A 16,626-nucleotide genomic window follows, 5' to 3' on the forward strand; every position below is an offset into this window, starting at 1 on the left:
TGTATGATGGAGGAAGATGATTTTGATAAAAAATGAACGTCACGTTTTAATTGTTTTTCCGCATCCAGATGATGAGTCATATTGCGTGGCGGGTACAATTTTAGCTTATGTCCAGCGGAATGTTCCTCTGACTTATGTTTGCTTAACGTTAGGTGAAATGGGGAGAGTGATGGGAAATCCTCCTTTTGCAACACGTGAATCATTATATGCTATAAGAGAGAAAGAACTAAAGAGGGCTACAAATATTTTAGGTATTAAAGATTTACGTATGATGGGATATCGTGATAAGACCCTTGAATTTGAAATTCCTGGAGAGTTAAGACGTGTAATACAAAAATGTGTAGAAGAATTGAATCCTTCATTGGTCATTTCTTTTTATCCGGGATATGCAGTTCATCCAGATCATGATGCAACAGGAGAAGCGGTGGCTGCGGCTTTAGCTACTATTCAGGAAAATAAAAGACCAACGTTTTATGCGGTAGCTTTTTCAAATAATCATGAAGTGGAAATAGGTCCGCCACATTTTAAAAATGAAGTGAAAGAATATGTTCCAAAAAAGCTAGAAGCATTGCAAGCACATGCATCACAGTTTACGACTAAAGTAACAGAACTAAAAAGAGAGTATGAAGATGGTGTACCGGAAACAGTCGAGTGGTTAGAAAGAGAACCGTTTTGGATATATTCATTCAAAGATAAAAATAAGTGATGCTACAGCTGAAGGTGATGAATATGTATTTTGTATATAAGAATCGAAAGGTTTTTTATAATATAGAAGGATCAGGTCCAGTCATATTGTTTTTACATGGGCTTGGAGGAAACGCAAATAATTGGTTATATCAAAGGCAATATTTTAAGGAAAAATGGACAGTGATCTCACTCGATTTACCAGGACATGGAAAATCTGGAGGGCTAGAAATTAACTTTAAAGAATATGTAAATGTTTTGTATGAGTTATGCAATTATTTAAAGTTACAAAAAGTAGTCATTTGTGGACTTTCAAAAGGGGCTAGAGTAGGTGTTGATTTTGCTATCCAATATCCAGAGTGTGTTTCTAGCTTAATTATTGTAAATGCATTTCCCTATTTGGAGCCTGAGGATCGAAAGAAGCGGCTTGAAGTATATGATTTGCTTAGCTTACATGATAACGGGAAAAAATGGGCGGATACATTGTTGAAGGCGATGGGAGTAGCGAATAATGAAGTAATTGTCAGGGGATTTTATCAATCTTTACAGTTTATTAATCCGGTACATATTCAAAGATTATTTGCTGAATTAGTAGATTATGATCAAAGACCATTTCTTTCGAATATTACATGTTCCGCTTTAATTATAAGAGGGGAAAATGATGATTTTGTCCCCGAGAAATATGTAAGAGAGTTTGAAAGCCGTTTGAAAAATACAACTTTTATTGAGTTTAAAAATAGTGGACACTTACCTTATTTAGAAAAGCCAAGTAGCTTTAATATGACAGTAGAAAGATTTTTAAATCATGTAATTAATTAATTAATTAATACTATTATTACAGTCAATACTGTTATTAGTGAGTAAAATATAGTTAGTTTTGAGAGGGGGCAACTATATGGAATGGAAACCAAATCGTGCAGATAAGACACCTGTATATAAACAAATTGCGGATTATATTGAAAGAGGCATTTCTTCAGGCGAATTTCCTTCTGATAGTAAGTTACCTTCTGAGCGTATGTTAGCAAAGAAATTACAGGTGAACCGGAGTACAATAGTAGCTGCGTATGAAGAATTAAAATCACTTGGAGTAGTAGAACGACAAAAGGGAAGCGGAACACGGGTCAATACAGATATATGGGGTGTCTCACATAAACGAATACCGAACTGGGGTAGGTACGTGGAGGATGGATCGTTCTTACCTAACGTACCACTCGTTCAACAAATTCGAACGGAAACACAAAAAGATGATTTAATTAATTTAGCAAGTGGTGAACTGTCACCAGAATTAATTCCAAGTGATAGATTTCGAACAATTTTGTCGGAGAAAACATTTATGGAAAACCTCGGCTATGACCATCCACTTGGAAATGAGATGTTGAGAAAAACAATTGCAGCACATGTTCAGCAATATAAACAAATTGAAGCAGATTCAAGCTCTATTCTTATTACGTCAGGAGCACAACAGGCGCTTAATCTTATCGTTCAATGTTTATTAAAACCTGGCGATGCGATTGCGATTGAAGATCCGTCATATTGTTTTTCGCTTCCAATGTTTAAATCGGCCGGTTTAAACATATTTCATTTACCTGTTGATGAGCATGGAATGAATCCAGATGACTTAATAGATTTGCACAAAAAGCATCGCATTCGTATGGTATTTTTGAATCCAGATTATCAAAATCCAACAGGTACTGTGCTTTCATTAGCGAGACGTAAAAAAATTTTAGAACTGTCTTCTGAGTTCGGTATACCAATTGTAGAAGATGATCCGTATAGTTTAATTTCTTTTAATGGAGAAGTGAACCCGACATTAAAATCAATGGACCAAAATGGAAATGTTCTTTATATAAGTTCATTATCAAAAATTGTTGCATCAGGATTACGTATTGGATGGATAATTGGTCCTACACGTGTAATTGAGCGTTTAGCAGATGCAAAGCAACAAGTTGATTTTGGCCATAGTGTATTTACGCAGTGGGTAGCAAATCAATTTTTAGAATCAAAGGATTTTCATACACATATTACGATACTTCGTGGAAAATTGAAGCAAAGAAGAGATGAATTAATTGCAGAGCTTGAAGGAACATTGGGAGACCGAGTTGAATGTTTCGTGCCAGAGGGTGGAATACATGTATGGTGTAAAGTGAAAGGAAAGTTTGATGAATATCACTTATTAGGTGAATCTATACGGAATGGTGTCGCATTTGTTCCGGGCAGTGTTTTAGGTTCGAAAAATGAATATATACGATTTACGTTTGGTAGAGCGAATATAGAACAAATTCAACTTGGAATTAAACGGTTTGCCGACACGCTACATGAGATTTCATAATATGGATGTGTGATAGTGAAATGAGGGAAAGAAATGAAGTACGTGACGCTTTTACTTCAAGTAGGCGTGCTATATGTATTTAGCCTAGTGGGTACGTGGATTCAAGGAGTATTCCATCTATCAATGCCAGGAAGTTTAATAGGGATGTTAATGCTGTTCCTGCTCCTTTCCACTCGCATTTTACCGTTAAAATGGTTTGAGTTAGGTGCGGAAAAGTTAATCGTATTTTTACCGTTATTTTTAATCCCTTCGACAACAGGGCTGATGGAATACGGGTCTTTTCTTTTCAGTAAGGGGAGTATTATATTCCTTTTAGTAGTTGCAAGTACTGTAGTAACTTTGATTGTTTCAGGGTATATAAGTCAATTATTAATAACAACAAAAAAATAAAATCGACAAGGTGCACGATTCAAATGGTCTTAATTATTATTACTGTAGCAATTTATTTCTTGGCGACAAAGCTATATGAAAAATTTACGTTTGCATTTACGTTACCGGTGTTAACAGTTACGGCAATTATGATTTGTTTATTTTTCATTTTTGGTATTTCTCATCATGAGTATAGGGAAATTGGAGGAGACATTCTTTCAAGCTTATTGAGCCCTGCAATTGTAGCATTAGCCATACCTCTATTTAAAGAGCGAAAGATACTTATGAAAAATTTTTTATCGATACTTATTGGAGTAGTGATAGGTATAGTGGCTGTAACGAGTATGAATGTAGTGATTGGCGGAATTTTAAATATAGATAAGGAACTTATATTAACTACTTTACCACAGTTAGCAACGATGCCTATTGCCCTATCATTAGCGGATCAAATTGGTGGTATTCCATCTATGACTTCTAGTTTTGTAGTTGTTGCAGGAATAACAGGCGCTATGATCGGACCAACAGTACTTAAGTTTTTCAGTATAACAAGTACGATTGGAAAAGGAGTTGGAATGGGCTGTGCATCACATATTATCGGTGTGAGCCGTCTCGTGAAGGAAGGCGAGAAAGAGGCGACAATCGGTTCGGTGACGATGATTGTAACTGGAATACTCATTAGTATATTCATACCGTATGGAACGAAATTTATATTTTAAAATGTAATGGAGATGATGAAAATGACAACATGGTTTATAGTTACATTATTTATTTTTGGCGCTCTTAAAGTGCTAGTTTCTAGTATGCCCACTTCTGTTGTAGAATCAATTATTAGTAGATTTGAATTGCATCAAAAGCTTGAGGCGGAAAATACTTCTATATCGATAGATGGAAAAAATATAGAGGGAGAAATGAAACTACAAGTTATTCATGAATTTAATGAGGCTTTGTTTTTAGATAAACATTATTTCCCGCCGCAAGGAGAAGGGAAACCAATAGTCATTGATACGAAGAAAGGGAATAAAGAGATTAGATTTTCTCTATATAGCTATGAGGAACATGTTGATGTCATTAAGCAATATAAGAAGAAAGTCGTTGCCTATCGTTTACGCTCTAAAAGCCTTCAAACATTGGCACCAGTAGCAATAACGGAAGAGTATGCTTAAGAAGGGACCTATAATGGTCTCTTTATTTTTTTATCCAATTATATACGTTCCAAATAAAAGAATGAAAAATCATATAACCAAATAAAGAATATGTATGGTTCCAATTCGCGCTATGTACAAATAAACCTAAACTTTCAGCAACCTGTTCAAAAAGGCTAGCACAAATACCGATTGAAATAATAAATAAAATTCTAGAAACTTTAGATAATTTTTTTGAAATGTGTATAAAGATAACTGTTAAAATCGGCAGTACGAACAATGTAAAAGCTATATTAACCGAAAAAGTGGATGAGAAGGGCCTAGCCGGAAAGGAATATATTTGTTTATGAACAAAAAAGGCATCTAAGCAAGTTCCAATAATAGAAGAGAGAAAGATTGTAACTACTAATGCTAGAAACTCATTCTTCTTCTCGGAGGAGGACATTTTTCTTTGCGAGAATGGCGAGTTCAATTTTTTCGAGTGTTTTGCAGTAGTCTTCTGTAATTTGTCCATTTATATTTTCCTCCTTATCAACTAAGTAATTTACAACTTGCCAATCGGTAAACCAATCTTCACTGTCAACTTCGTCATGCTTCATATCTCGCCATGCATAGATGAGTGCAGGGCTGTATATGCGATAAGCGCCATTTCGTAACTGGCATTTCTTTATTCGGCGCTTATAAAACTCACGGGAAAAAGATTCATTTACACTTGAAAATAAATGGGGCCAGTAATCTTTCCTTGATCCTGTATGTGGATGGTGTTGAGCCCAGCTTATTATTTGAGATAAAACATGTGTATCTCGAAATAATAATGAGTACAATCTTTTTCCGATTAATATCCGTTCATGTAAGGAAGTGAAATGTTTCATTGTATCACCAAATAGTAATACTTTTTGTTTCTTATCATTTTCGTAGAATGGGAAAAGAATATGATTAAACTGAAAGAAATCAAAGAGTTTAAATCCAATACTATTTAGTACAGTCTTTTTAAATTGTACATTTTGAATCACTCTTTTTTCTAAGTAGTTTTGTTCATTAATAATAGTTGCAATCGCTAAAGTTTTTTTGTTACCTGTTTTCCAAAAATGGTTCCACATCGTTTCCATAAATGTAGAAACATTTAGGTGAGAAAGAAGGTGAAATAACTTTTGTGATCTCTTTACACTTTGTTCGTAAAGTAAAAATTGAGGGTATACATCTTGGAAAATAAGCCAATTCCCTCTTTCTAAAAAAGAAAAAAATATGAATTGATCTTTCTCTGATAAAATTCTCGTATATAAATCCCCCTTTAAATCAGTCATATTCCAACCGCCGTTACGTGATACCATATGTCCAAGCAGTGCCCAATGTATTTCTGGATATTGAATGTAAAATTGGTAGTATGCGCGTGTTCTTGTAACATTATTTTTATTTAGCTGTTCTGTTTGTATTTTTATTTTGTTGATGATGAGTTGTTCTTCTTTCGTTAATTTATACATGGTGTCAGAAGGAATAAGCTTGCTTTTTTGTTTTAATTCATTTTTTACGTCGAATAGGGAGAGAGGCAGTGCTTTGGAAGGTCCGTTATATGTATGATTTGAATTGCTTCGGTCCATTCCGTTACCTCCCTTTTTCATAAATTTAAACATGATTATTGGCTATGAATCATTCTATTTATTTTATTACGAGTATAAGAAATAAATGAGCGGTGTTTTTTTACAAGGAATTTATTTATCATGCAAACAGTATAAAAAATCTTACTGTTGTGAGGTGAAATGAAAAACAGAAACTATGTTTAATAGTTTCTGTTTTTTTATTTTGTCAATTAAATGTAACAAACGACGATTATGATTTGAATCAATTGAAAATAATTCAATAAATATTATTTAAATTGAGATGTTTCGTAGGAGGAAAAAGAATGTTAAATAAAATAATTTTAATTACTGGTGGGACAGGTTCGTGGGGGCATGAACTTATAAAACAACTATTAGAAAAATCACCGAAAGAAATTAGAATTTTTTCAAGAAATGAAACGGTTCAGTTTGAAATGCAGCAAAAGTATATAAATGATGATAGGTTAAAATTTATTATTGGAGATATTCGTGATAAAGATCAACTAGTCTATGCTTGCCAAGGTGTACATTATGTGTTCCATCTTGCAGCTTTAAAACATGTTCCAGTATGTGAGTATTATCCTTATGAAGCTATAAAAACCAATATACATGGTACGCAAAATGTAATTGAAGCCTCTATACAGATGCAAGTTGAAAAAGTTATATATGTTTCAACGGATAAAGCAGCCGATCCATCAAATACGTATGGGATGACAAAAGCAATTGGTGAAAAATTAATGGTTCATGCGAATATACAAACGAAGAAAACAAAATTCATTTGTGTTCGTGGTGGAAATGTTTTAGGAACGAGTGGAAGTGTAGTACCACTTTTTAAACAACAAATTAAAAGATCTTCACAAGTAGGGATTACCGATGCGAATATGACTAGATTTTTCTTAACAGTTGAAGATGCTGTTGGATTGTTATTTAAAGCAGTATATCAAGGTAGAGGCGGGGAAATCTTTGTTATGAAAATGCCGGCATGTAAAATAACAGATTTAGCAGAAATATTAATTGAAGATTCAAAAAAAGAAAATATTAAGGTGAAAGAGGTAGGGATAAGACCGGGTGAAAAATTAAGTGAAATGCTTCTATCTGAGGTAGAGAGTAAAACAAGTATAAGTTTTGATCAAAATTATTTTGTGGTACTACCGACGATTCCTATTGAAGGACTTCAAGAATATTATTCTAGCTATCCGCTAGTGGATGTGAAGAGTTTTAGTTCTCAACAAGACTTGCTTGCAAAACATGAGGTGAAACAAATGCTATTAAAAGGAGGGTTTTTGCGATGAAAAAAAATGCGAGCCTTTTAATAACTGGTGCAAATGGTTTCACAGGACGCCATGCTTGCCACTATTTTTTAGAGCAGGGCTTTCATGTAATTCCTATGTTTCAAAATCGTGCACATAGAGAAAAAATTAGAAATGGTATTACGTGTAATTTAACTAATAAGAGCGAAGTAATGAAGGTAATGAAACAAATAAAGCCAGACTACGTATTGCATTTAGCAGGAAGGAATTCGGTTATAGAATCTTGGACAGCTGCTCTTGAGTATATAGAGATTAATGTAATAGGAACGTTATATTTATTAGAAGCAATTAAGCAAGAAGCCTCGCATTGTAGAACATTAGTTATAGGATCTGCTTTGCAAGCAGATAGTATGAACGAAATAAAAATTTCAAATCCATATAGTTTAAGTAAAACGATGCAAGTCATTATTGCAGAGGCTTGGGGAGGATTAATGGATTCAAATATTATCATTGCAAAGCCCTCAAACTTAATTGGTCCAGGGGAATCGAATGGCATTTGTTCGATTCTCGCAAAGAAAATGATAGATATAGAATCAGGTAGAAGTAAAGCCATTATTGAAGTAAACAGTTTGAAAGATAGTAGAGATTTTCTAGATGTACGTGATGCGATTAAAGCGTATCATGTGTTATTACGAGATGGAATAAATGGAAAACAATATAATATCGGATCAGGAGTAAAACAATCTTTATTAAATGTACTAGAACAATATAAAGAATTAACACAGCTAAATTTTTTTATAGAGGAAACAGGGAAAAGTGGGAGCGACTCAAATGAGAGTTTAGCAATAGAGGAAATAAAAAGGTTAGGTTGGATCCCAGAAATTGAATTTCATCAATCATTAAAAGATGTACTTGAGTATGCGAAGTGTAGTGACATCTGCATGCAATGAAAAACAAAAAAGGGTGTAAGAAATATATGAATGATTATGAAATAATAGATAATCAAAATACGCTATTTCTTTCAATTGTTGATACGTTGGATTGGAGAGATGAAGAAGCGCATGTATTGCGTCTGTATGAGGCAATACATAAATATCAAGCGTATGTAGAAGAAAAAAGGGTTAATCAAATAAAGTCAGCATTAGAGACGGAAACTAGGTATGTGATTCAAATCTTTGCTCAATACGAGTGTAGTGAGTATGGAAATGATTTTTATGAACTCATTAACGATCTTTTACAAGATATAGAGGTGGAGTTAAAGATTTATATAAAAAATAATAAGTTTATTTACATTTAAAAGGTAAAGAGAAAGCTAGATTTTTAATAATAAAGGTGGGTATAAGTTATGAGCAAAACGATTCTTTTTACTGGGGGCGGTACAGCCGGACACGTTATGATTAATATTGTATTAATTCCTAAATTTATAGAGAAAGGCTGGAGAGTCGAGTATATTGGATCCAAAAATGGAATTGAAAAATCATTAGTGCAAAATGTTAAATACAATAGTGTTTCAACGGGAAAGCTTAGGAGATATTGGGATTGGGAGAATTTTAAAGATCCTTTTAAAATTATACGCGGTTGTTTACAAAGTTATAATTTAATTAAGAAAACAAAGCCTGACGTTATCTTTTCAGCAGGAGGATTTGTTTCAGTTCCTGTAGCTATAGGAGCATGGTTAAATCGTGTGCCTATAATTATACGTGAACCAGATAGCACATTAGGGCTTGCCAATAAAATAGCATTACCTTTTGCTACAAAGCTATGCACAACATTTCCTCAGACAGGAGAAAATGTAAGTAATGAGAAGAAGGTTTATGTAGGACCAATTGTAAGGGAAGAAATTGAGAAGGGTAACGTATTACGAGGAAGAAGATATTGTGAATTTCAGCAAGATAAACCAGTATTATTAATTATGGGTGGGAGTCAGGGTGCTAAGTGGATAAATGATATGGTAAGGGAATGTGTAGATACAATACTATTAAACTTTAATATTATTCATATATGTGGTAAAGGGAAGGTAGACCCATCTATTGGCATGGAGGGATATATGCAATTTGAATATATAGGCGACGAGTTGCCGCATATACTAAATATGGCAAGTGTTGTAGTTTCTAGAGCGGGTTCTACTGCTATTTCTGAATTGTTATTTTTGAAGAAACCGATGTTGCTTATCCCGTTAACTAACAGTTCCAGTAGGGGAGATCAAGTTTTAAATGCTGAATATTTTTCACGGCAAGGATATGCGGAAGTTATACTCCAAGACAGAGTAAGTACGAATACATTTATACATGCAGTAAATAAGTTGTATACAAATAAGGAGAAATATATTCAAAACATGAATGGATATAAGAAAACAAATGATGAGGGAATTCATCAAATAATAGATATAATAAATGAAGTGGTGAAGTAATAGAAATGTAAATAGAAAAACAAAAGGAAAGAAGGTATCTTCTTTCCTTTTTGCTATATTTGTTCTAATTAGTTATGTACTATGGGTGAATGCCGTTTTCTAATAGCTCAGTAAATGCATGAATATGGATAGGTTTACTGTAATAATAACCTTGAATAAACTGACATTTATTTTTTTGAAGGAAATTTACGTGCTCTTTCGTTTCTACACCTTCAGCAATGACAGACATTCCTAATGTATTTGCTAATGTGATGATCGTTTTAATAATTTCCATTCCATCATCACATGTTTCAGACATTGTAATAAATTCTCTCGGGATTTTTAACGTATCAATTGGATACAAAGGTAAGTAGGCTAGCGAAGAATAACCTGTACCAAAATCGTCGATAGAAATGTGAATCCCTAAACTTTTTAGTGTACGCAGTTTTATCAATGTTTCTCTCTCATCCATCATTGCAATTCGCTCTGTTAATTCAAGATCAAGAGAGCTTGCTGGTAAACCTGTATTTGTTAAAGTAGAAGAAATAGATTTTACAAAATCCTCTTGTTCAAATTCCTTAGCAGATAAATTTACACCTATTTTTAAATGTGAATATCCGAGTGCGTGCCAACGTTTCATTTGTTTACAAGCCTGCTCTAATGTCCATTTACCTATTGAAATAATTTGTAGTGTTTCTTCTGCAATCGGAATAAACTCGTATGGAGAAATAATACCTAATTCAGGATGATTCCACCTAATTAAAGCTTCTGCACCGATAATTTTATTAGATTCACTATCAACTTGAGGTTGATACAAAAGGAACAATTCTTCATTTTGTAGTGCGTTTGGTAAATCTTTTTCTAATCGCAATCGTCTTTCAATTTTTTTAGCGATTACATCGTCATAAATAGATACAGAGTTAAGTTCTTTTGCTTTTGCATCATACATTGCAACATTAGCGTTTTTCAGAAGTGTAGCGGTATCGATTCCGGAATGTGGATAAATAGCGATGCCGATACTCAGTGATAAAGTTAATTTATGCTCATGTATGATAAATGACTTTTTCATGCATTTAAATAATTGGTTACATAATTGGAATAAGTAATCTTCGTCAGTATAGTTTTCAATTATGATTGTAAATTCATCGCCACCGATTCTTGAAAGATGAGTATGTGATGGAAGACATGATTGGAATCGCTTTGCTACTTCTTCTAATATGTAATCTCCTGATGAATGTCCAAGTGTATCGTTAATTGCTTTAAAGCGATCTAAATCTAAATATAATAATGCAAACTCGCTTTCTGTTATTTCAGCATTTTTTATAACTCTCTTTAATTTCTTATGGAAAAAGGCACGGTTACCAATTTTCGTTACAGTGTCATGGAATGCTAAATATTTTATTTCTTCTTGCTGTTTTTTTAGTGCAGTAATATCTTTCACCATAATATAGCTTCCTGAAATTTGTCCGTCTATTATAATAGGAATGATTGTAACGTATAAAAAATAAGTAAAGCCATCTTTATATTGAGAACTAAGTTGTAAGAATGCCGATTCTTGTTGTTTCACTTTTTCTAATGCCAATGCTAGCTTATGCTTATCTTCATCTAAAATGATCGAAAAACAAGTTTCACCTAGTAACTCATCCGTTGGTGCCCCAAGTAGTACACTCCCAGCCTTATTTACATTTAAGAATATTCCATTTAAATCAATGGTGAAGATAGGGTCAGGATGATATTCATATAATGATTTAAACTTTTGCTGTTTTTGAGAAAGAGCCTCTGATTTATGAACTAAATCAGACGTCCGTAAAGTAACTTTTTCTTCTAGTTGGGCATTAAATGCCTGCAAACGTTTTGTTAAGGAATTGTTTTGCATACGTACGATAGAATGACGAATGAGTACGAAAATAAAAGTAATACAATTTCCTGTAATGAGAGTTGAAGATGATGTTTGTTCTTTTAATGTAAACCCGATTAGTATTGCAACAGCAAGATAGGGAAATACAACTAAAGCTTTTTTTCCTATTATAGGGTTTACAAGGAAATAATTTTTATGGCTATTATGATCTTCTGAAATAGAGCCAGCTATTGCAATAAGTAATATAGGTATTCTATATAAAAGACGTAATAATATTATCATTTCAGTTGATAAGTGGTTATTTAAGTAAAAATAAATATAGTTAAAAGTTGCAGAACTTATTAATACAAAAATAAAGATATAAATTTTCCGTTTGGAATTAAAAATTGTTGGACGGAAAATGAGACTAACACCTAGCAGTAGAAATAATAAATCTGCAATTGGGTATAAAAATGAAAGGAAAACATCTCCTAGTGAAAGAGCGAATATATTTAAATTTGGTTGATTAAATAAATACCATTCTAATGTAAATATGGAAGTAAGCACTATGCATATATCACAAATAAAGAACGCTTTTTCCCATTTATTGCATTCCTTTAAGATTTTATAGCAGAAAGCGATAAGACAGAAAAATAGAAAAAACATGTAAAATACATCAGAAACCGTAAAACGATGTATTGGAATTTCGAAGAAGCTATCTTGATATGTATATACTATTTTCCCTAATAAAAAACTACCAATTGCTATTGTAATACATATCCAAAACGGATTTGAACTGACTTTTTTAGAATATATAGAGTAAATCAGTGATACAAATGTAATGGCTTCAACGACAAGTGAAGCGAAGCGTACATCTGAATTTGAAAAATGAGTAGGGAATAGATAGAAAAACATAAAATAGATTGAATAGCATATTAATGTTCCGATTAATATACATAATTGTAAATTTTTATTTAATTTCAATGAAATCACCTTCTTTAATTATGCACTATGTTCGTTATATCTATACATAATAATATTATTTAAGAATTGTATCAGATTTCCTTATAAAAATCATGTTTATAAGGAAAGTGTTAAAGAGTGTAAGTATTCTTAAGGTTGAAAAAATATTGCGGTTGATAGTACAGACTGTATTAAGACTTTAAATAGAAATTGTATATTTAGTCATCCTTTGAATTGTAAAGTTTTTTTAGTGATTTGTAAGTGGAGATGCAAAATTGCATATAAAATGATGAGTATCTTTTTTTGGTGAGCTTTTTATTTTTAATCTGAAAATTAATATTTGTGAAAATGTTGAGAAAAGATATAAAATAAGAACGTGTATTCTTACAGAGTGGAATAGTATTGCCACTAAATAGGGAGGCTTTTTTTATGATATATCGAATTAAAGATGCAGAAATATACTATGAAATTGTGGGAGAGGGTAAACCGGTCATTATCATACATGGCTGCGCCCCTGACCATAGGTTAATGATGAAATGTATGGAATCAGTATTTCAGAAATATGAAGGTTATAAGCGAATATATATTGATTTACCTGGAATGGGAAAATCGAATGCTCCAAATTGGATAAATAGTTCAGATCGTATAGTAGAAGTGCTTATCACATTTATTGAGGAAATCATTTCTACTGAAAAATTTTTATTGGTAGGAGAATCATATGGAGGCTATTTAGCCAAAGGTATACTTGCAAAGATGTTTGAGAGAGTTAGCGGATTACTATTAGTATGTCCTGTTGTTGTAGCGGAGCCAGAAAAAAGGATTCTTCCATATAAACAGGTAATTGTACAAGATGAGGAATTTTTAAATACGCTCACTTCCACAGAAAGAGAGGAATTTTGTGAGTTAGCTGTAATAGCAAATGAATATACATATAAGCGATTTAAAGAAGAAATTAAGCCTGGGTTAGATGTTGCTAATTATGAATTTATTGAAAGGTTGCAAAAGAATTACTCTCTTACTATGGATTTTCAGCATGAAAAATATGAAAATCCCGTTCTTTTACTGACTGGAAGACAAGATATATCAGTAGGTTATCAAAATATTATAGAAATTATTGAAGAATATCCAAGGGCAACATTAGCAGTGTTAGATATGGCAGGGCATAATTTGCAAATTGAGCAGCCTGAATTATTTGAGAGTTTAGTAGGAGAATGGATTAGACGAACAAATCAGCACAGTTTATAAAGTATTTTAGTATTACCCCTAAGTGTTGAAATGGGATAAATGAACGTGATTTATTAACTTATCTCGCTATTTGCCGGGCAGCCCGATTAGTGAGGGCTGATTAAAGTTTCACTTTATAAAAAATTTTAAGGAGAAATTATGAGCACATATATTTATATGGTTAGACATGGTGAATCACCAAAACTAGAAGGAAATGAAAGAATGCGTGGATTAACTGAGAGGGGACATATGGATGCCCGTAGAGTAACTGACATATTAAAAGCGGAGAGGATTGATACTTTTATTTCCAGTCCTTATAATCGGGCTATGCTAACGATAGAGGAGTCAGCTAATTTCCATGAAAAAGAAATAGTAGTATATGAAAATCTTAAAGAGTGTATGTTTTCAAGTGAGGATCAGGTTATATCAGACAAAGAGGTGTATCCACTTGTACAGAAGATGTTCTCTAATCCGGACTTTGCACGAACGGAAGGAGAGTTATATGCAGATTGCCAGAGAAGAGTAGTGAAAGTATTAAAAGAAATCTTAATGGATTTTCGAGGATGCAAAATTGTAATTGGTACACATGGGCTTGTCATGACATTAATGATGAACTATTTTGATAAACAATATGGTTTTGAATTTTTAATGAATACGTCAAAACCGGATATATATAAGATGGAATTTAAAGAAGAACAATTAATGAATGTAGAGAGATTATGGAAAGCTGAATAAAATTAGTTGCATGGATTTTGTTGTAAAAGTTACTTTTATAGCAAAGTCTTTTTTTGAATAGAAAGCATCTTTATCAACTATTGTTAGAATGTTAAATAAATAAGTAATTATTCAGTCTTTGAATAAATTATGGAGAAATTGGTTTAGGGAAACAATTTTAAATGTGTCAAAATTCCAAACGTTGGATTTATATTCAATAGGAGAAAAAGATGTAGAATTTTGTCTTACAGTCCCCGTTTACTTTTCATTTCATTACATATAGGCTTTGTGGTGTAAGGGAGGACATTGCCTTTACGTAAAATCTATAAGGAGGTCATTGTAATGAAACAGATTAAAAAGTTTGCGGGAGTTGCTTTAGCAGGTACGATTGGATTAAGTGGACTACTGTTTTTAGAACCAAGTGTAAGCGTTGCGGAAGCACAGCAAGTGAAAGTAGAAAATTTCAATACAATTGATGTAACGATGAATCTAAATGAATTGTATGTATTAAGTGGCAGAAGCATTGATATTCTTTCTGGAGATAAAGAAGCAATTCAGTTAAATAAATACACAATTAGTTTTAATAAACCTGGGAAGTATGTGATTAAAGTAAATGGCTGTATTTATGATGATGTATATACTTTTATTGTAAATGAGTAGTATATATTCTTAAATTGCGAGATAAAAACAGAAACACCCTATTTGCGATGAGAGTCGTAAATAGGGTGAATTTATTTGTATTAAGCTGTACTTTAAATATGTTCACTAATTTTCTTTTTGTTATGTAAAAGTGTTAACAATGTAAATGAAATATACATCTTCACAGTCAAAAAAGTTAAAATATTTCGTTTTAAGGATTATAATGGAGGGAGGAACATAAAAGGGAGTGAATGAACTTGAAACAAGAACTTATTGAAAGATTTACGAGATATGTAAAAATTGATACGCAATCAAATGAAGAAAGTCATACAGTACCAACAACACCAGGACAAATTGAGTTTGGTAAGTTATTAGTGGAAGAGCTAAAAGAAATTGGTTTAACAGAAGTAACGATGGATGATAATGGCTATGTAATGGCAACACTTCCAGCTAATACGGACAAGGATGTTCCTGTAATCGGATTTTTAGCCCATTTAGATACGGCAACAGACTTTACAGGGAAAAACGTCAAACCACAAATTCATGAAAATTTTGATGGTAATGCAATTACGTTAAATGAAGAGCTAAATGTTGTGTTAACACCAGAGCAGTTCCCGGAATTACCATCATATAAAGGACATACCATTATTACAACTGATGGTACAACACTTCTAGGAGCAGATGATAAAGCTGGTCTTACAGAAATTATGGTTGCAATGAACCATTTAATACATAATCCGCAAATTAAGCACGGGAAAATAAGAGTAGCATTTACACCGGATGAAGAAATTGGTCGTGGGCCAGCGCATTTTGATGTAGAAGCGTTTGGTGCATCATTCGCTTATACGATGGATGGAGGTCCATTAGGTGGTTTAGAGTATGAAAGTTTTAATGCTGCAGGTGCTAAGTTAACGTTTAACGGAACGAATACACATCCTGGAACAGCGAAAAATAAAATGCGCAATGCTACTAAACTGGCTATGGAGTTTAACGGGTATTTACCAGTAGAAGAGGCGCCAGAATATACAGAAGGCTATGAGGGATTCTATCATTTACTTTCTTTAAATGGTGATGTTGAGCAAAGTAAAGCGTATTATATTATTCGAGACTTTGATCGTGAAAATTTTGAGGCACGTAAAAATAACGTTAAAAATATTGTGAAGACTATGCAAGAAAAATATGGCGAAGATGCAGTCGTTTTAGAAATGAATGATCAATACTATAACATGCTTGAAAAAATTGAACCGGTAAGAGAAATTGTTGATATTGCATATGAAGCAATGAAAAGTTTAGACATTGAACCAAATATTCATCCGATTCGCGGAGGCACAGATGGATCACAATTATCATATATGGGATTACCGACGCCGAATATTTTCACTGGTGGTGAAAACTATCACGGTAAATTTGAGTATGTTTCGGTAGATACTATGGAAAAAGCTGTTCAAGTTATTGTGGAAATTGCAAGACGTTTTGAGGAGCAAGCTTAAA

The 16,626-nt window shown here is 32.9% G+C and carries 17 protein-coding genes; 14 read left to right on the forward strand and 3 right to left on the reverse strand.

Going from position 1 to position 16,626, the window contains the following annotated elements:
- Positions 1-25 precede the first annotated feature (25 nt).
- From bshB2 to ACTFP3_RS15500, 6 genes are all read left to right on the forward strand, one after another.
- Positions 26-706: a bacillithiol biosynthesis deacetylase BshB2 gene (bshB2, locus tag ACTFP3_RS15475; RefSeq protein WP_324659872.1), complete on the forward strand. Its 681-nt coding sequence runs from the start codon at positions 26-28 to the stop codon at positions 704-706.
- A gap of 23 nt (positions 707-729) precedes the next feature.
- Positions 730-1,503 carry an alpha/beta fold hydrolase gene (locus ACTFP3_RS15480; protein ID WP_324659866.1) on the forward strand — a complete coding sequence of 258 codons (774 nt, stop codon included), beginning with the start codon at positions 730-732 and terminating at the stop codon, positions 1,501-1,503.
- 76 nt (positions 1,504-1,579) lie between these two features.
- Positions 1,580-3,013, forward strand: coding sequence for a MocR-like pyridoxine biosynthesis transcription factor PdxR (gene pdxR, locus ACTFP3_RS15485; RefSeq protein WP_139848863.1), 1,434 nt, complete (start codon positions 1,580-1,582; stop codon positions 3,011-3,013).
- A 33-nt stretch (positions 3,014-3,046) separates the two neighbouring features.
- Complete coding sequence (locus ACTFP3_RS15490) at positions 3,047-3,403, forward strand: CidA/LrgA family holin-like protein (protein WP_000878492.1); 357 nt, start codon at positions 3,047-3,049, stop codon at positions 3,401-3,403.
- 23 nt (positions 3,404-3,426) lie between these two features.
- Positions 3,427-4,098 (forward strand): LrgB family protein, encoded by a 672-nt coding sequence (locus ACTFP3_RS15495; protein WP_440010785.1) that lies wholly within the window; start codon positions 3,427-3,429, stop codon positions 4,096-4,098.
- Between the two features lie 21 nt (positions 4,099-4,119).
- Positions 4,120-4,545: a YfmQ family protein gene (locus ACTFP3_RS15500; protein WP_326036303.1), complete on the forward strand. Its 426-nt coding sequence runs from the start codon at positions 4,120-4,122 to the stop codon at positions 4,543-4,545.
- 22 nt (positions 4,546-4,567) lie between these two features.
- On the opposite strand, the gene ACTFP3_RS15505 is transcribed toward ACTFP3_RS15500, so the two are convergent.
- Both ACTFP3_RS15505 and ACTFP3_RS15510 read right to left on the reverse strand, forming a co-directional pair.
- Positions 4,568-4,969, reverse strand: a complete 402-nt coding sequence (locus tag ACTFP3_RS15505) for a CBO0543 family protein (protein WP_033692454.1) — start codon at positions 4,967-4,969, stop codon at positions 4,568-4,570.
- Positions 4,944-6,122, reverse strand: coding sequence for a DUF2515 domain-containing protein (locus ACTFP3_RS15510; protein WP_149215318.1), 1,179 nt, complete (start codon positions 6,120-6,122; stop codon positions 4,944-4,946). Before ACTFP3_RS15510 ends, ACTFP3_RS15505 begins: the two co-directional genes overlap by 26 nt.
- 302 nt (positions 6,123-6,424) lie before the next feature.
- Here ACTFP3_RS15510 and ACTFP3_RS15515 point away from each other — a divergent pair, with 302 nt between their 5' ends.
- The 4 genes from ACTFP3_RS15515 to ACTFP3_RS15530 are packed head-to-tail and all read left to right on the forward strand — an operon-like array spanning position 6,425 to position 9,779.
- Positions 6,425-7,411 (forward strand): UDP-N-acetylglucosamine 4,6-dehydratase family protein, encoded by a 987-nt coding sequence (locus tag ACTFP3_RS15515; protein WP_016123264.1) that lies wholly within the window; start codon positions 6,425-6,427, stop codon positions 7,409-7,411.
- Positions 7,408-8,319, forward strand: a complete 912-nt coding sequence (locus ACTFP3_RS15520) for an NAD-dependent epimerase/dehydratase family protein (RefSeq protein WP_000739075.1) — start codon at positions 7,408-7,410, stop codon at positions 8,317-8,319. The genes ACTFP3_RS15515 and ACTFP3_RS15520 overlap by 4 nt, the downstream gene beginning before the upstream one ends.
- On the forward strand, positions 8,316-8,666 hold the full coding sequence (locus tag ACTFP3_RS15525) for a DUF6572 domain-containing protein (protein WP_015055176.1): 351 nt from the start codon (positions 8,316-8,318) through the stop codon (positions 8,664-8,666). Before ACTFP3_RS15520 ends, ACTFP3_RS15525 begins: the two co-directional genes overlap by 4 nt.
- Before the next feature lie 48 nt (positions 8,667-8,714).
- Complete coding sequence (locus ACTFP3_RS15530; RefSeq protein WP_000047564.1) at positions 8,715-9,779, forward strand: undecaprenyldiphospho-muramoylpentapeptide beta-N-acetylglucosaminyltransferase; 1,065 nt, start codon at positions 8,715-8,717, stop codon at positions 9,777-9,779.
- A gap of 79 nt (positions 9,780-9,858) precedes the next feature.
- Here the strand turns inward: ACTFP3_RS15530 and ACTFP3_RS15535 are convergent, their stop codons facing one another.
- Positions 9,859-12,579 carry a bifunctional diguanylate cyclase/phosphodiesterase gene (locus ACTFP3_RS15535; RefSeq protein ID WP_326036301.1) on the reverse strand — a complete coding sequence of 907 codons (2,721 nt, stop codon included), beginning with the start codon at positions 12,577-12,579 and terminating at the stop codon, positions 9,859-9,861.
- A gap of 408 nt (positions 12,580-12,987) precedes the next feature.
- Here ACTFP3_RS15535 and ACTFP3_RS15540 point away from each other — a divergent pair, with 408 nt between their 5' ends.
- The 4 genes from ACTFP3_RS15540 to pepT all read left to right on the forward strand — a co-directional run bounded on the left by ACTFP3_RS15540 (position 12,988) and on the right by pepT (position 16,625).
- Positions 12,988-13,803 (forward strand): alpha/beta fold hydrolase, encoded by an 816-nt coding sequence (locus tag ACTFP3_RS15540; protein WP_000640337.1) that lies wholly within the window; start codon positions 12,988-12,990, stop codon positions 13,801-13,803.
- Positions 13,804-13,941: 138 nt separating this feature from the next.
- The gene (locus tag ACTFP3_RS15545; RefSeq protein WP_440010787.1) at positions 13,942-14,517 is read left to right on the forward strand and encodes a histidine phosphatase family protein; all 576 of its coding nucleotides are present in this window, start codon (positions 13,942-13,944) and stop codon (positions 14,515-14,517) included.
- Positions 14,518-14,838: 321 nt separating this feature from the next.
- Positions 14,839-15,156: a hypothetical protein gene (locus ACTFP3_RS15550; RefSeq protein ID WP_000809495.1), complete on the forward strand. Its 318-nt coding sequence runs from the start codon at positions 14,839-14,841 to the stop codon at positions 15,154-15,156.
- A gap of 236 nt (positions 15,157-15,392) precedes the next feature.
- Entirely contained in the window at positions 15,393-16,625 is a 1,233-nt protein-coding gene (pepT, locus tag ACTFP3_RS15555; RefSeq protein ID WP_000807014.1) for a peptidase T, read from the forward strand.
- The last annotated feature ends 1 nt before the right edge of the window (position 16,626 follow it).

The organism is Bacillus cereus group sp. MYBK5-2 (genome assembly GCF_051915685.1).
GTDB classification, from domain to species: Bacteria; Bacillota; Bacilli; order Bacillales; family Bacillaceae_G; genus Bacillus_A; species Bacillus_A cereus.

Bases quoted from the DNA above. Each gene is read 5' to 3' on its own strand.
- ACTFP3_RS15515 (WP_016123264.1), top strand. From the start codon at position 6,425: ATGTTAAATAAAATAATTTTAATTACTGGTGGGACAGGTTCGTGGGGG.
- pdxR (WP_139848863.1), top strand. From the start codon at position 1,580: ATGGAATGGAAACCAAATCGTGCAGATAAGACACCTGTATATAAACAA.
- ACTFP3_RS15520 (WP_000739075.1), top strand. From the start codon at position 7,408: ATGAAAAAAAATGCGAGCCTTTTAATAACTGGTGCAAATGGTTTCACA.
- ACTFP3_RS15525 (WP_015055176.1), top strand. From the start codon at position 8,316: ATGAAAAACAAAAAAGGGTGTAAGAAATATATGAATGATTATGAAATA.
- ACTFP3_RS15505 (WP_033692454.1), bottom strand. From the start codon at position 4,969: ATGTCCTCCTCCGAGAAGAAGAATGAGTTTCTAGCATTAGTAGTTACA.
- ACTFP3_RS15530 (WP_000047564.1), top strand. From the start codon at position 8,715: ATGAGCAAAACGATTCTTTTTACTGGGGGCGGTACAGCCGGACACGTT.
- ACTFP3_RS15545 (WP_440010787.1), top strand. From the start codon at position 13,942: ATGAGCACATATATTTATATGGTTAGACATGGTGAATCACCAAAACTA.
- ACTFP3_RS15510 (WP_149215318.1), bottom strand. From the start codon at position 6,122: ATGGACCGAAGCAATTCAAATCATACATATAACGGACCTTCCAAAGCA.
- ACTFP3_RS15500 (WP_326036303.1), top strand. From the start codon at position 4,120: ATGACAACATGGTTTATAGTTACATTATTTATTTTTGGCGCTCTTAAA.
- ACTFP3_RS15480 (WP_324659866.1), top strand. From the start codon at position 730: ATGTATTTTGTATATAAGAATCGAAAGGTTTTTTATAATATAGAAGGA.
- ACTFP3_RS15495 (WP_440010785.1), top strand. From the start codon at position 3,427: ATGGTCTTAATTATTATTACTGTAGCAATTTATTTCTTGGCGACAAAG.
- ACTFP3_RS15550 (WP_000809495.1), top strand. From the start codon at position 14,839: ATGAAACAGATTAAAAAGTTTGCGGGAGTTGCTTTAGCAGGTACGATT.
- ACTFP3_RS15540 (WP_000640337.1), top strand. From the start codon at position 12,988: ATGATATATCGAATTAAAGATGCAGAAATATACTATGAAATTGTGGGA.
- ACTFP3_RS15490 (WP_000878492.1), top strand. From the start codon at position 3,047: ATGAAGTACGTGACGCTTTTACTTCAAGTAGGCGTGCTATATGTATTT.